At 61.0% G+C, this 12,628-nt stretch carries 13 protein-coding genes; 10 read left to right on the top strand and 3 right to left on the bottom strand.

Annotated elements, in window-relative coordinates:
* Positions 1-930: NADH:flavin oxidoreductase (locus tag B3Q33_RS15365; RefSeq protein WP_286828864.1), on the top strand; the 930-nt coding region annotated here is incomplete at its 5' end.
* Between the two features lie 431 nt (positions 931-1,361).
* Here B3Q33_RS15365 and B3Q33_RS15360 read toward each other — a convergent pair.
* Positions 1,362-2,660, bottom strand: a complete 1,299-nt coding sequence (locus tag B3Q33_RS15360) for an MFS transporter (RefSeq protein ID WP_273008914.1) — start codon at positions 2,658-2,660, stop codon at positions 1,362-1,364.
* A 284-nt stretch (positions 2,661-2,944) separates the two neighbouring features.
* On the opposite strand from B3Q33_RS15360, the gene cyoA reads away from it, so the two are divergent.
* The 9 genes from cyoA (at position 2,945) to B3Q33_RS15315 (ending at position 11,762) form a co-directional block, all read left to right on the top strand.
* Complete coding sequence (cyoA, locus tag B3Q33_RS15355; protein WP_273008915.1) at positions 2,945-3,928, top strand: ubiquinol oxidase subunit II; 984 nt, start codon at positions 2,945-2,947, stop codon at positions 3,926-3,928.
* Positions 3,929-4,014: 86 nt separating this feature from the next.
* On the top strand, positions 4,015-6,015 hold the full coding sequence (gene cyoB / locus B3Q33_RS15350) for a cytochrome o ubiquinol oxidase subunit I (protein WP_273008916.1): 2,001 nt from the start codon (positions 4,015-4,017) through the stop codon (positions 6,013-6,015).
* Positions 6,008-6,643, top strand: coding sequence for a cytochrome o ubiquinol oxidase subunit III (cyoC, locus tag B3Q33_RS15345; RefSeq protein ID WP_273008917.1), 636 nt, complete (start codon positions 6,008-6,010; stop codon positions 6,641-6,643). The genes cyoB and cyoC overlap by 8 nt, the downstream gene beginning before the upstream one ends.
* On the top strand, positions 6,640-6,996 hold the full coding sequence (gene cyoD, locus B3Q33_RS15340; RefSeq protein WP_035250241.1) for a cytochrome o ubiquinol oxidase subunit IV: 357 nt from the start codon (positions 6,640-6,642) through the stop codon (positions 6,994-6,996). Before cyoC ends, cyoD begins: the two co-directional genes overlap by 4 nt.
* A gap of 140 nt (positions 6,997-7,136) precedes the next feature.
* Positions 7,137-7,847 carry an SURF1 family protein gene (locus tag B3Q33_RS15335; protein WP_273008918.1) on the top strand — a complete coding sequence of 237 codons (711 nt, stop codon included), beginning with the start codon at positions 7,137-7,139 and terminating at the stop codon, positions 7,845-7,847.
* Positions 7,848-7,940: 93 nt separating this feature from the next.
* On the top strand, positions 7,941-9,254 hold the full coding sequence (locus tag B3Q33_RS15330) for an ATP-binding protein (protein ID WP_272979874.1): 1,314 nt from the start codon (positions 7,941-7,943) through the stop codon (positions 9,252-9,254).
* 3 nt (positions 9,255-9,257) lie between these two features.
* Positions 9,258-9,809 carry a response regulator transcription factor gene (locus tag B3Q33_RS15325; protein ID WP_272963055.1) on the top strand — a complete coding sequence of 184 codons (552 nt, stop codon included), beginning with the start codon at positions 9,258-9,260 and terminating at the stop codon, positions 9,807-9,809.
* Positions 9,810-10,025: 216 nt separating this feature from the next.
* Positions 10,026-11,036, top strand: a complete 1,011-nt coding sequence (locus tag B3Q33_RS15320) for an AraC family transcriptional regulator (protein ID WP_272963056.1) — start codon at positions 10,026-10,028, stop codon at positions 11,034-11,036.
* 93 nt (positions 11,037-11,129) lie between these two features.
* Positions 11,130-11,762, top strand: a complete 633-nt coding sequence (locus B3Q33_RS15315) for a sterol desaturase family protein (protein ID WP_272963057.1) — start codon at positions 11,130-11,132, stop codon at positions 11,760-11,762.
* On the opposite strand, the gene B3Q33_RS15310 is transcribed toward B3Q33_RS15315, so the two are convergent.
* Positions 11,759-12,100, bottom strand: coding sequence for a DUF3301 domain-containing protein (locus B3Q33_RS15310; protein WP_272963058.1), 342 nt, complete (start codon positions 12,098-12,100; stop codon positions 11,759-11,761). The genes B3Q33_RS15315 and B3Q33_RS15310 overlap by 4 nt on opposite strands.
* Positions 12,097-12,628: DUF1415 domain-containing protein (locus B3Q33_RS15305; protein ID WP_286828831.1), on the bottom strand; the 532-nt coding region annotated here is incomplete at its 5' end. The genes B3Q33_RS15305 and B3Q33_RS15310, both read right to left, overlap by 4 nt.

Here is a 12,628-nt window from a genome sequence, read left to right as displayed (position 1 = left end):
GGCACCTTTGTGGGCCACAAGGCGGCCAACGGCTATGAGCGGGTGCCGGCGATCTACGGTGATGTGGCCATGGCGGGCTGGAAGAAGGTGGTGGATGCGGTCCACGAGGCTGGCGGTCAGATTATTCCGCAGCTGTGGCATGTGGGCTCGGTGCGCAAGCCCGGCATTGGCCCGGACAAGGACGTGCCCGGGCATTCGCCGTCCGGCCTGTTCAAGCCGGGCAAGGAAAATGGCCACGCCATGACCCATGAGGATATCCAGGATGTGGTGCAGGCTTTTGCCGACTCCGCCAGGGCCGCCAAGGCGGTGGGCTTTGACGGGGTCGAGATTCATGGTGCCCACGGCTATCTGCTGGACCAGTTCTTCTGGGAGGGCACCAACCAGCGTGATGACGAGTATGGTGGCTCCATTGAAAACCGCGCCCGCTTCGGCGTGGAGATCGTCAAGGCGGTGCGCGAAGCGGTGGGCGAGGAGTTCGCCATTGTGCTGCGTTTCTCTCAGTGGAAGCAGCAGGATTACGACGCCAAACTGGCCCAGAATCCGGAAGAGCTGGAACGCTTCCTGATGCCGTTCGTGGACGCCGGGGTGGACATCTTCCATGCCTCCACGCGTCGTTTCTGGCTGCCGGAGTTCGAGGGCTCCGACCTGAACCTGGCTGGCTGGACCAAGAAGATTACCGGCAAGCCCACCATTTCCGTGGGAAGCGTGGGGCTGGATGGCGACTTCCTGAACAGCCCGGAAGGCATGGGCGGCACCGCCAACCCAGCGGCGCTGGATGAGCTGACCCGGCGTATGGATAACGACGAGTTCGACATGATTGCGGTTGGCCGGGCCCTGCTGCAGGACCCGCACTGGTTGGTCAAGGTGAAGGAAGGGCGCGAGGAAGAGATTGCGCCGTTTACCAAGAAGGCGTTGGGAAGTCTGAGCTGATAGCGGCTAGCTACTAGCTGCGAGGGAAAACGCGATCCGGGTTTGTCGGGTCGGATAGGAAAGAGGCCGCGCCCGGGGACTGGGCGCGGCCTTTTTGCGTTCTACGGAGCCGCTGTAGGAACGCAGCGCAGCGGAGTAACGCCCGCAGGGCGGCCCCGAAGGGGTGAGCGAAGCGAATACGCCTCTTGAAGCGCGAACCGAGCGACAGCGAGGAAGAGATTGTCAGTTGGCTCCGATCTTTCTACCGGAAACGCTGTTCCGTTCTGACGTCCTTGATCGTCCTCCGGGCGATTCCGCGTTTGCACGCGGTTCGCGGCTCAAGCGCCGCTCCTACGAGGACCATCGGACATGAAAAAGGCCGCGCCTGGATTTCCGGGTGCGGCCTCTTTGTTTGGGTTGGTTCGCACCTCAAGAGGTGCTCCTACAGGTGGTTACTCCTCCGCCTGATCCGACAAGGTCTGGTTCACCGCCAGGGCTAACAGGGTGCAGATGACGCCGGAGAGTAGGTAGACGGTGACCGACAGCAGGCCGAATTTGGCGGACAGGCCCAGGGCTACCAGCGGCGCGAAGGCGGCGCCGAATAGCCAGGCGAAGTCGGAGGTGAGGGCGGCGCCGGTGTAGCGGAAGCGGCGCTCGAAGTTGGCGGTGACGGTGCCGGAGGCCTGGCCGTAGGAGACACCCAGCAGGGCGAAACCGAGCAGGATGAAGGTGTCCTGCATGGCCGGACTGCCGCCCATCAACAGCGGGGTGAGCAGGCTGAACACGCCGATGATCGCCGCCAGGGCGCCCACGGTGGTGCGCTTGCCGATGCGGGCGGCGATCCAGCCGGAGCCGATGGTGGCGATGATGCCGACGATGCCGCCGACGATTTGTACGGTCAGCACCTGGCCGGTGGTCTGGCTGCCCAGCAGGGCGATCCAGGACAGCGGGAAGATGGTCACCAGGTGGAACAGGGCATAGCTGGCCAGGGCGGCGAAGGAGCCGATAAAGATGTTGTAGCCCTGCTTGCGCACCATCTCGGTGGTGCCGATGGGCTCCAGATCGCTTTCTTCCAGGGCTTCGGTGTATTCCTCGGTGAGCACCAGACGCAGGCGGGCGAACAGGGCGACCACGTTGATGGCAAAGGCCACAAAGAACGGGTAGCGCCAGCCCCAGCCCAGGAAATCCGTGGCGCTCAGGCTGTTATAGAGAAACAGGAACAGGGCGCTGGCGATGACGAAGCCCAGCGGCGCGCCCAGCTGGCCGATCATGGCGTACCAGCTGCGCTTTTCCTTTGGCGCGTTCAGGGCCAGCAGCGAGGGCAGGCCATCCCAGGAGCCGCCGAAGGCCACCCCCTGCATGATGCGGAACAGGGCCAGCAGGGCGATGGCGTAGCCGCCCAGCTTCTCGTAGCCGGGCAGGAAGGCGATGCCGGCGGTGGCGGTGCCCAGCAGGAACAGGGCGGCGGTGAGCTTGATGCCGCGGCCCCAGTGACGCTGGATGGCCATGAACAGAGCGGTACCAAAGGGCCGCGCCACAAAGGCCAGCGCAAACAGCGAAAAGGAATAGAGCATGCCCTGTAGCTGGTCGACGAAGGGGAAGAACACCTGCGGGAAGATCAGTACCGAGGCGATGCCGTAGACAAAGAAGTCGAAGTATTCGGAAGTACGGCCGATGACCACGCCGACGGCGATTTCATTGGGTGCCACCGGGGCATGGCTGGAACCGTGGGACTGCTGGGGTTGGGACATGTTGTGCGCTCGAATATCGTGTTGGGGAGTTGCAAGCTACAAGCTTCAAGCTGCAACACGGTCAGGCTTGGTTGATGTGCCAATTCCGTGCCCGCGCTTAACGGTAATGCGCGGGCACGGCCAAGCAGGGCCTGAAGGTCGCCACCGCGCCTTGTAGCTTGAAGCTTGTAGCTCGCAACTCATTCCCCTAGCACTTTAAGGCCATGGGACAAAATGTCCAATACCCGCTTGCCATTGCCTTGGCTACATTGCTCCTATCCCATAAGCCAACCAGAAAGCCGCTAATGCAAATATTCAAATACTTGCGTGGAGTGTCGCTGACGTTGCTTGTCGCTGCCCTGCTGTCGGGTTGCGATGCAGTCGTGATGTCCCCCTCTGGTGATGTGGCAGTGCAACAGCGGGACCTGCTTGTCTGGTCCACCATCCTGATGCTGCTGGTCATCGTTCCTGTCATCGTGCTGACGCTATGGTTCGCCTGGCGTTACCGCGACTCCAATACGGAAGCCACCTATAAACCGGACTGGACCCATTCCACGGTGCTGGAACTGGTGATCTGGGCGGTGCCGCTGCTGATCATCATCGCCCTGGGGGCGATGACCTGGGTGTATACCCACAAGCTGGACCCTTACCGGCCGCTGGATCGCATTGATGCCAGCACGCCGGTGCCGGCGGATCTGGAGCCGCTCACCGTGGAAGTGGTGGCGCTGGACTGGAAATGGCTGTTCATCTATCCGGAGCAGGGCATCGCCACGGTGAATGAGCTGGCGGCGCCGGTGGATCACCCGATCCGCTTCAAGATCACCGCCTCCACCATGATGAATTCCTTCTTCATCCCCGCCATGGCCGGGCAGATCTACGCCATGGCCGGCATGGAGACCAAGCTGCATGGCGTGATCAACGAGCCGGGCGTCTACCAGGGCTTGTCCGCCAACTACAGCGGTGCCGGCTACTCGCACATGAAGTTCCAGTTCCATGGCCTCAGTGAGGCGGACTTCCAGGCCTGGGTGGACAAGAACAAGGCCAGCGGCAACACCCTTAGCCGTGAGGTCTACAAGGCGCTGGAAGTGCCCAGCATCAAGGACCCGGTGACACGCTATGCCAGCGTCGACCCGACCCTGTACCACGCTATTCTCAACCGCTGCGTGGACCCGGGCACCGTGTGCATGGAAGACATGATGTATCACAGCGGCCATGGCAAGCAGGAGGCGAGCGAACAGGGGCACGATGCCCACGCCGGCCATGACGCGCATGGAGGCCACCATGAATAAATCCTTGCGGATTCCCCCTCTCCCCCAACCCCTCTCCCGCAAGGGGAGAGGGGAGGAAAAGCGCATTGCTGCAGTAGGTGTCGACCATGTTTGAAAACCTGGACCTGACCAAACTCATTTTCGGACGTCTCACCTGGGACGCGATTCCGTTCCATGATCCGATCATTCTTGCCACCTTTGCCGTGGTGGCAGTGGGTGGCGTGGCCATGCTGGTGGCGCTGACCCGCTACAAGCTGTGGGGCTACCTGTGGACCGAGTGGTTCACCTCCATCGACCACAAGAAGATCGGCATCATGTACATCATCCTGGGGTTGGTGATGCTGCTGCGCGGTTTCGCCGATGCCATCATGATGCGCCTGCAACAGGCCTTCGCCTTTGGCGACAACATGGGCTATCTGCCACCGGATCACTACGACCAGATCTTTACCGCCCACGGCGTGATCATGATCTTCTTCGTGGCCATGCCGCTGGTGACCGGGATTATGAACTATCTGATCCCGCTGCAGATCGGTACCCGTGATGTGGCCTTCCCGTTCCTGAACAATTTCAGCTTCTGGATGACCGCCGGTGGCGCTGCGCTGATGATGATGTCCCTGTTCATCGGCGAGTTCGCCAAGACCGGCTGGCTGGCCTATCCGCCCTTGTCGGGAATATTGCAGAGTCCAGGGGTGGGGGTGGATTACTACATCTGGTCGTTGCAGATCGCCGGCGTGGGGACCTTGTTATCGGGGATCAACCTGCTGGTGACCATCGTCAAGATGCGTGCTCCGGGCATGAGCCTGATGAAGATGCCGGTGTTCACCTGGACCTCCCTGTGCACCAACGTGTTGATCGTGGCGGCCTTCCCGGTACTGACTGCCGTGCTGGGCATGCTGACCCTGGACCGTTATCTGGGCACCGCCTTCTTCACCAACGACATGGGCGGCAACGCCATGATGTACGTGAACCTGATCTGGATCTGGGGTCACCCGGAGGTGTACATCCTGATTCTGCCGGTGTTCGGTATCTTCTCAGAGATCGTGGCCACCTACAGCCGCAAGCCGCTGTTCGGTTACACCTCCATGGTCTACGCCACCGTGGTGATTACCGTGCTGTCCTACCTGGTATGGCTGCACCACTTCTTCACCATGGGGTCGGGGGCCAGCGTGAACTCGTTCTTCGGGATCACCACCATGATTATCTCGATACCGACAGGGGCGAAGATCTTCAACTGGCTGTTCACCATGTTCCGTGGCCGCATCAAGTTCGATGTGCCCATGCTGTGGACCCTGGGCTTCATGGTCACCTTCGTGATCGGTGGCATGACCGGGGTGTTGCTGGCGGTACCGCCGGTGGACTTCGTGCTGCATAACAGCCTGTTCCTGATCGCCCACTTCCATAACGTGATCATCGGTGGCGTGCTGTTCGGTCTGTTTGCCGGTATCACTTACTGGTTCCCGAAAGCCACCGGTTACAAGCTGGATGAGTTCTGGGGCAAGCTGTCGTTCTGGTTCTGGCTGATCGGTTTCTACTTCGCCTTCATGCCGCTGTATGTGCTCGGCCTGATGGGGGTGACCCGTCGTGTTAGCCACTTCGAGGATCAGTCCCTGCAGATCTGGTTCCAGATTGCCGCCTTCGGTGCGGTGCTGATCGCGGTGGGTATTGCGGCCTTCCTGATCCAGTTGATCGTCAGCTTCCGTCGCCGCGAAGCGCTGGCCGACGAGACCGGTGACCCGTGGGATGGCCGTACCCTGGAGTGGTCCACCTCCTCGCCGCCGCCGCCGTACAACTTTGCCTTCACTCCGCGTGTGCACGATCTGGACGCCTGGTGGCAGATGAAACAGCACGGCTTCAAGCGCCCGGAATCCGGCTTTATCCCGATTCACATGCCCAAGGGCACCTGGGCGGGTATCGTGCTGTCGGCGATCAGCGTGGCCTGTGGCTTCGCCCTGATCTGGCACATGTGGCTGGCCGCGGCGGTGACCTTTGTGGCACTGATCGGCACCGCCATCTACCACACCTTCAATTACGACCGTGACTACTACATCCCCGCGGAGGAAGTAGAACGGATTGAAGCCGAACGAACCAAGGTGCTTGCCAATGTCTGAAGCAACCATGACCGCTGACGTGAAAACGCAGGACGGCCCGCTGGAGTTCCTGGTGAAGGGGGATCACCACCCCCAGAACGGTACGCTGCTGGGCTTCTGGCTCTACCTGATGAGCGACTGCCTGATCTTCGCTGCCCTGTTCGCCACCTACGGTGTGTTGGCGCGCAGCTATGCGGGCGGGCCCACCGGCATGGAAGTGTTCGATCTGTCCCTGGTGGCGATCAACACCTCGTTCCTGCTGTTGTCCTCCATCACTTATGGCTTTGCCATGCTGCAGATGCAGGCCAACCGCCTGAAGGGCACCCTGTTCTGGCTGGCGATCACCGGCCTGCTGGGCGCGGCCTTCCTGGGGCTGGAGCTGTACGAGTTCTATCACCTGATCCACATCGGTGCGACGCCGCAGACCAGCGGCTTCCTCACCGCCTTCTTCGCCCTGGTGGGCACCCACGGCCTGCACGTGCTGTTCGGCATCGTCTGGCTGGTGACCCTGTTGTTCCAGCTGAAGAAGCACGGCCTGATCCCTGCCAACAAGCGTCGGGTGTTCTGTCTGTCCATGTTCTGGCACTTCCTGGACGTGGTCTGGGTGGGTGTCTTTACCTATGTCTATCTGATGGGAGTGCTGCCATGAGTGAGCATACACACGACCACGATCACCACGAGGCGGAAGGCCCCCACGTTAGCCTGAAGGAATACGTGATCGGCTTTGTGCTGGCGGTGATCCTTACCGTGATCCCGTTCTGGCTGGTGATGGGCAATGTGTTTGAAAGCTCCACCACCACAGCGCTGCTGATCCTGTCCTTCATGGTGGTGCAGATCGTTGTCCACATGGTGTTTTTCCTGCACATGAACTTCCATTCGGAAGGAGGCTGGAACATGCTGGCACTGATCTTCACCCTGGTGCTGGTGTTTATCACCCTGGCCGGTTCCCTGTGGGTGATGATCAGCCTGAACAACAACATGATGCCGGGCATGATGGGGTAGCACGGGCTCCCTGGTTTGACGAAACCCGCACCCTGTAGGAGCTTGCTTGCAAGCGAACCCTCTCCCCGAACTGAGAGGTAAAACGGTTCGGCTGCAAGCAGCCTCCTACAGGTTTCTCCCTCGTTTGAAGAGGCATCTCCATGGCTCGTCGGCGTCTTCTTTCTTTCCTGTTTCTGCTGTTTTGTCTGGCGGCCTTTGCCGGCTTTATTGCCCTGGGCGTCTGGCAGGTGCAGCGTCTGGCCTGGAAAGAGGATCTCATCGCCCGGGTGGATGCCCGCGTCCATGCGCTACCGGTAGACGCGCCCGGGCAGGGTGACTGGTCCGCCGTCAGTAAAGACTCCCATGAATATCTGCGTGTTCAGTTAACCGGGAAATATCTTGCCGACGGCATCTCGCTGGTAGCGGCGGCCACGGAAAAAGGCCAGGGCTACTGGGTGATGGTGCCGTTGCAGCGGGCGGATGGTAGCTGGATCTACATCAACCGGGGTTTCGTGCCCCAGGCCGAGCGGGCGCAAGCCAGCCGGGGAGACTTTACTCCGGACGGCGAGATTGCTGTGGCCGGCTTGCTGCGTCTCAACGAACCGGGCGGAGGCCTGTTGCGGGACAATGTGCCCGCGAAACACCGCTGGTATTCCCGGGATGTGCTGGCCATGGGGGAGCGGCACGGGCTGGCACCGGTGGCCCCCTTCTTTATCGATGCGGATGCCAGCGACCACCCCGGACCGATTGGTGGGCTCACCGTAATCCGTTTCCCCAATAATCACTTGGTTTACGCCATCACCTGGTTTGCCCTGGCGATGGGTGTGGTCCTGGCGGCCTGGCTGGTGGTACGCGAACAGCGCAAGCGCTGAAGCCGTTTTTTGTAGGAGCTATGCTTGCATGGCGAACCTCCTCACACCTTCACGCCGAAGTCGGTAAACTGATTCGCCATGGAGAAACTGACAATGACAGCCCCCGCCGGCACCCCGCCCCTGGCGGCCATTCGCCGTTCCAGTGAAGACGTGGCCGGCCGCAAGAACCTGCAACTGCTGATCCAGCTGCGCTGGATCGCCATGGGCGGTCAGCTGGCGACCATCCTGCTGGTGCACTTCGGTTTCGGTATTTCCCTGCCTCTGGGGCAGATGCTGGTAGTGCTGTTCGGTTTGCTGCTGCTCAACGCGGTCAGCCTGCTGCGCCTGAAGCTGCCGAAAAGCATCGGCAATACCGAGCTGTTCCTGTCGTTGCTGATTGATGTGGCGACGCTGACCATCCTGCTTTATCTCAGCGGCGGCGCCACCAACCCCTTCGTGTTTCTCTACCTGTTGCAGGTGATTCTCGGTGCCGTGCTGCTCAAGGTCTGGTCCACCTGGGTGATCCTGATCACCACCACCCTGTGTTTTGCCTGGCTGGCCTGGTCGGGCAAGCCGCTGCCGTTGCCGCTGGATCATTCAAAAGGGCTGTTTAGTCTCTATATCGAAGGGATGATCATCTGCTTTGTGCTCAATGGGGTATTGCTGGTGATCTTTATCAACCGCATCACCCGCAACCGCCGCCAGCGCGACGAGCATCTGGCGGAGCTACGCCAGCGCGCCGCCGAGGAAGAGCACATTGTGCGCATGGGGCTGCTGGCCTCCGGTGCCGCCCATGAGCTGGGCACACCGCTGGCCACCCTGTCGGTGATTCTCGGTGACTGGCGACACATGGAGCCGTTCAAATCCGACCCGGACATGGCCCAGGAAATCGGCGAAATGCAGACCCAGGTGCTGCGCTGCAAATCCATCGTCAGTGGCATTCTGCTGTCCGCCGGTGAGGCCCGGGGAGAATCCTCCGAGGAAACCACCGCCCGGGAATTCCTGGATGACCTGGTGAGCGAATGGCGGGAAACCCGGCCAGTGAAGGACTTTATCTACCGCAATGACTTCGGCCAGGACCTGAGCATTGTCTCCGATTCGGCCCTGAAACAAAGTATCCATAACGTGCTGGACAATGCCCTGGAGGCATCGCCGCAATGGCTGCGTCTGGATGTGCATCGTGACGATGACAACCTGCTGATCTCGGTGACCGACCGGGGCCCGGGTTTTCCGTCGGCCATGCTGGAAAGCCTGGGGCGGCCCTACCAATCCAGTAAGGGGCGACCGGGCAGTGGGCTCGGTTTGTTCCTGGTGATGAATGTGCTGCGTACCCTGGGGGGTAACCTGCGCGCCCGCAATCTGGTCCAGGGCGGTGCCGTGGTGATGCTGTCGTTACCCCTGTCCGCGGTCACGCTGGAAGAGGAATAAGTTGTGAGTGATGTTGATCAACAGATAGAGCGGTTGCTGCTGATCGTGGAAGATGACGAGGCGTTTGCCCGTACCCTCAGCCGTTCCTTTGAACGGCGCGGCTATACCGTGATTCATGCTGCCGGCATGGAAGACATGCGCGTCCTGCTGGAAAGTCATGATCCCGGCTATGCCGTGGTGGATCTGAAACTGAAAGGGGAGGCCTCCGGGCTGGCCTGTGTGCAGCGTCTGCATGAACACAATGACGATATGCTGATCGTAGTTCTCACCGGCTACGCCAGCATTGCCACGGCGGTGGAAGCGGTGAAGCTGGGCGCCTGCCATTACCTGGCCAAACCCTCCAACACCGACGACATCGAAGCCGCCTTCCTGCGTGCCGAAGGCGACGCGGACGTTGCCCTCACCGCCCGGGAAACCGATCTGAAAACCCTGGAGTGGGAACGCATCCACGAAACCCTGGCAGAGACCGGCTTCAATATCTCCGAAACCGCCCGCCGTCTGGGCATGCACCGCCGCACCCTGGCCAGAAAGCTGGGTAAGCAGCGGGTCAAATAACCTCAAGGTTTTCTCCAGCGCCGCGTAGGAGCGACGCTTGAGTCGCGAAAGGTTTCAGTGTCCCTTCCTGCCTTGCTGTCCGTAGGCGCGTCGCTGCGCTTACCCCTCCGGGCCGCGCCCTGCGGGCGTTGCTCCGCTTCGCTACGCTCCTACAAAAAAAGGGGTGCTTGTCGTCGTTGCGTGCCTGCCTGCTCGCGTCCCCGTATACTCACTGCCATGAGCAACATACCCGCCAGCGATAATGGGACTTTTCTGTGGATGACCTACCAGGCCATGAGCAAGGCGGGCCTGGATTGTGCTGCCATCTTTGCCAGTGTTGGCATGCCGGATGAGCCGCCGGATCAGTCTCAGCGTCGTATCAATTCTCCCCAGCGACGATTCTGGGACGCGGCGGAACAGGTCAGTGGCGATACGGATATCGGGCTGCGCATCGGCAGTATGTTGCCGACCTGGCGGGGTCAGGTTCTGGAGTATCTGTTTCTCAGTAGCCCGACCTTTGGTGCCGGCCTGGAGCGGGCCTTGCGTTATAGCCGGTTGATGACCGACGCCATGCAATTGCAGCTGCGTGTGGAGGGCGACAAGGCGATCCTGTCCGGGCTCAGTCATCCGGTTCGCCATTATCTGGAATGTGCGACCTGCATTGTGCTGGGTTTCCTGCGTCAGGTTTCTGACGGGGACTTTCAGCCACACCATATCCAGTTTGAATACGCTGAAGGCGCCAGCGCCGCCCGTTACCAGGGCATCTACCGGTGCCCGGTGGTGTTGGGGGCAGAAGAGGGCGCGGTGGTGTTTCCCGCTGCCCTGCTGGATCGGCCTTCTCCAGCGGCAGAGCCGGAGCTGCTGGCGGTGCATGAGAAGCTGGCGCTGCAGAAAATGGCGGATCTGGCACGCCAGGATTTCCTGCTAACCCTGGAGCGGGAGCTGGGCAGTCTGCTGGAGCAGGGCGATGCGTCCGTGGATGCCCTTGCTGCGCGGGTTGGCCGCAAGCCCCGGGCTCTGCGCGCCGAGTTAGACGAGGCCGGCACCAGTTTCAAGCAGCTGCTGGCCGGTTACCGGGAGCGCCTGTCTCGGCGCTTGCTGGCGCGTACCCAGGAACCCATCGACCAGATTCTCTACCTCACCGGTTTCTCCGAACCGGCGGCGTTTACCCGCGCCTTCAAGCGCTGGACCGGGGAAACCCCCTCTGCCTATCGTAAACGCAAGCAGTCGGAAAACCCGGATTCTTGATCCTGGTGACGGCGATGGCTGCCGTAAGGATCAAAGCGATCGGTGGGAAACCGGTCACGATAGCCGGCAACTGGTTATCAACGAGGTTTTCCCATGCTCGGTTTTCCCATCGCATTGCTTACCGCCAACGCCTTCGAATGGTATGCCCACAAGGTGTGGCTGCACGAATACCCCAGAAAACACCGTAACAGCCCCTTCTTTACCCATATTCGCCACCACAAGCGTGCCCGCTTGAATGGTTTCGAAGACGAGGGGTACACCGTCTCCATGTGGCAAGATCAGGAAATGTTCAACGAAAAAATAGCCTTGATAGGACTGTGTGTGGTGTTTACCCCTACGGTGGTGGCGGCGCCCTTTTTCACCGCCGGGATCTATTACGGGGCCTGGCAGTACTGGAGCAAGCACAGCAAGGCACACCTGGACTCGGAGTGGGCGAAAGCGAACCTACCCTGGCATTACGACCACCACATGAATACCAACCAGGACGCCAACTGGTGTGTGACCCGTCCCTGGTTCGACTACATCATGGGCACCCGGGTGATCGGTGAGGCGGATATCGCGGAAACCAATCCCCTGGGCATGGACCTGCCCGAGTGGCTGGAAAAGCCGGTGAACCGGGTGGCGCGCCGTTTGCTGCCCAAGGCCTTTGCCCGGCTGGATGAAAACCGTCAGCTGGAAGAACAACGCTTGCGCGACAGTCAGGTGACAGAGGTAGACGCGGCCTAGTGAACCCGCTCCGGCGGTGGGGTGTAGCGGTGGGGCGGTAGCTCCACCCGCTGCACCAGGCCGCCCTGCACATAGGTGTGGCCGGGGTAGCGTTCGCCGCCGGTGACGGTGAATTCGAAGCGGTAGATGCGGGTGATGCGGCGTTTGCCGTGGCGGTCTTTTTCCAGCGTTAGCTTCTCCAGTCCCACGGTGTCATCGAGAAATTCCACTTCTTCCCGTTGGCAGAAACGCCGGGTGTGAATCAGGGCCCGTTCGCGGATGCCGTGGGAGCGCCAGAACAGGGCGGCGATTACCACCACCGCCGTGACCAGGCCGATATCTGTCAAATCCAGACTCATGGTTTTTTCCCTGTCAGGTTGCCGAACAGGCTGCGCCACTGGTCGTCACTGAGGCCGTTGAGAGTGGCGATGTTGCGCTCGGGAATCTGCTCCGGGTCCGGGTAGCTGGCCAGGCCCCGGTCCAGGCTTGCTTCACGGAGGATATGCAGGATCGGGTAGGGGGCCCGGTTGGTGAAATTCTCCCGGTCATCCACCTCCGTATCGGCAAACTGATAGGCCGGGTGAAAACTGGCAATCTGATAGGTGCCTTCCCAGCCCTGCTGCTCCAGCAGGCCGTCGGCCAGATCGAGCATGTCGTTGTAGTCGAGAAAATCGTCCAGCTGGTCAGGGATGATCAGCAGGGTGGTGTCGATCTGCTCGGCGGGGGTGTGATCCAGCCGTTCCAGTTCGTCGTAGAGGTCCACCAGCAGGGTTTCCACATTGCGGCTGTCGCTGACGGCAAAGTGCACCTGGCTGGCACCAAGAGGCTTGCGGGCAAACGGGCACAGGTTGAGGCCGACGACGACCTGTTCGAGCCACTGGCGGGGG

Source organism: Alcanivorax sp. UBA3183, assembly GCF_002364155.1.
In the GTDB taxonomy this organism is placed as follows: Bacteria; Pseudomonadota; Gammaproteobacteria; order Pseudomonadales; family Alcanivoracaceae; genus Alcanivorax; species Alcanivorax jadensis.
Note: the sequence above shows the minus strand (reverse complement) of the source record. Positions and strands in the feature narration are given on the sequence as shown.

Bases quoted from the DNA above. Each gene is read 5' to 3' on its own strand.
- B3Q33_RS15360 (WP_273008914.1), bottom strand. From the start codon at position 2,660: ATGTCCCAACCCCAGCAGTCCCACGGTTCCAGCCATGCCCCGGTGGCA.
- cyoA (WP_273008915.1), top strand. From the start codon at position 2,945: ATGCAAATATTCAAATACTTGCGTGGAGTGTCGCTGACGTTGCTTGTC.
- cyoB (WP_273008916.1), top strand. From the start codon at position 4,015: ATGTTTGAAAACCTGGACCTGACCAAACTCATTTTCGGACGTCTCACC.
- cyoC (WP_273008917.1), top strand. From the start codon at position 6,008: ATGTCTGAAGCAACCATGACCGCTGACGTGAAAACGCAGGACGGCCCG.
- cyoD (WP_035250241.1), top strand. From the start codon at position 6,640: ATGAGTGAGCATACACACGACCACGATCACCACGAGGCGGAAGGCCCC.
- B3Q33_RS15335 (WP_273008918.1), top strand. From the start codon at position 7,137: ATGGCTCGTCGGCGTCTTCTTTCTTTCCTGTTTCTGCTGTTTTGTCTG.
- B3Q33_RS15330 (WP_272979874.1), top strand. From the start codon at position 7,941: ATGACAGCCCCCGCCGGCACCCCGCCCCTGGCGGCCATTCGCCGTTCC.
- B3Q33_RS15320 (WP_272963056.1), top strand. From the start codon at position 10,026: ATGAGCAACATACCCGCCAGCGATAATGGGACTTTTCTGTGGATGACC.
- B3Q33_RS15315 (WP_272963057.1), top strand. From the start codon at position 11,130: ATGCTCGGTTTTCCCATCGCATTGCTTACCGCCAACGCCTTCGAATGG.
- B3Q33_RS15310 (WP_272963058.1), bottom strand. From the start codon at position 12,100: ATGAGTCTGGATTTGACAGATATCGGCCTGGTCACGGCGGTGGTGGTA.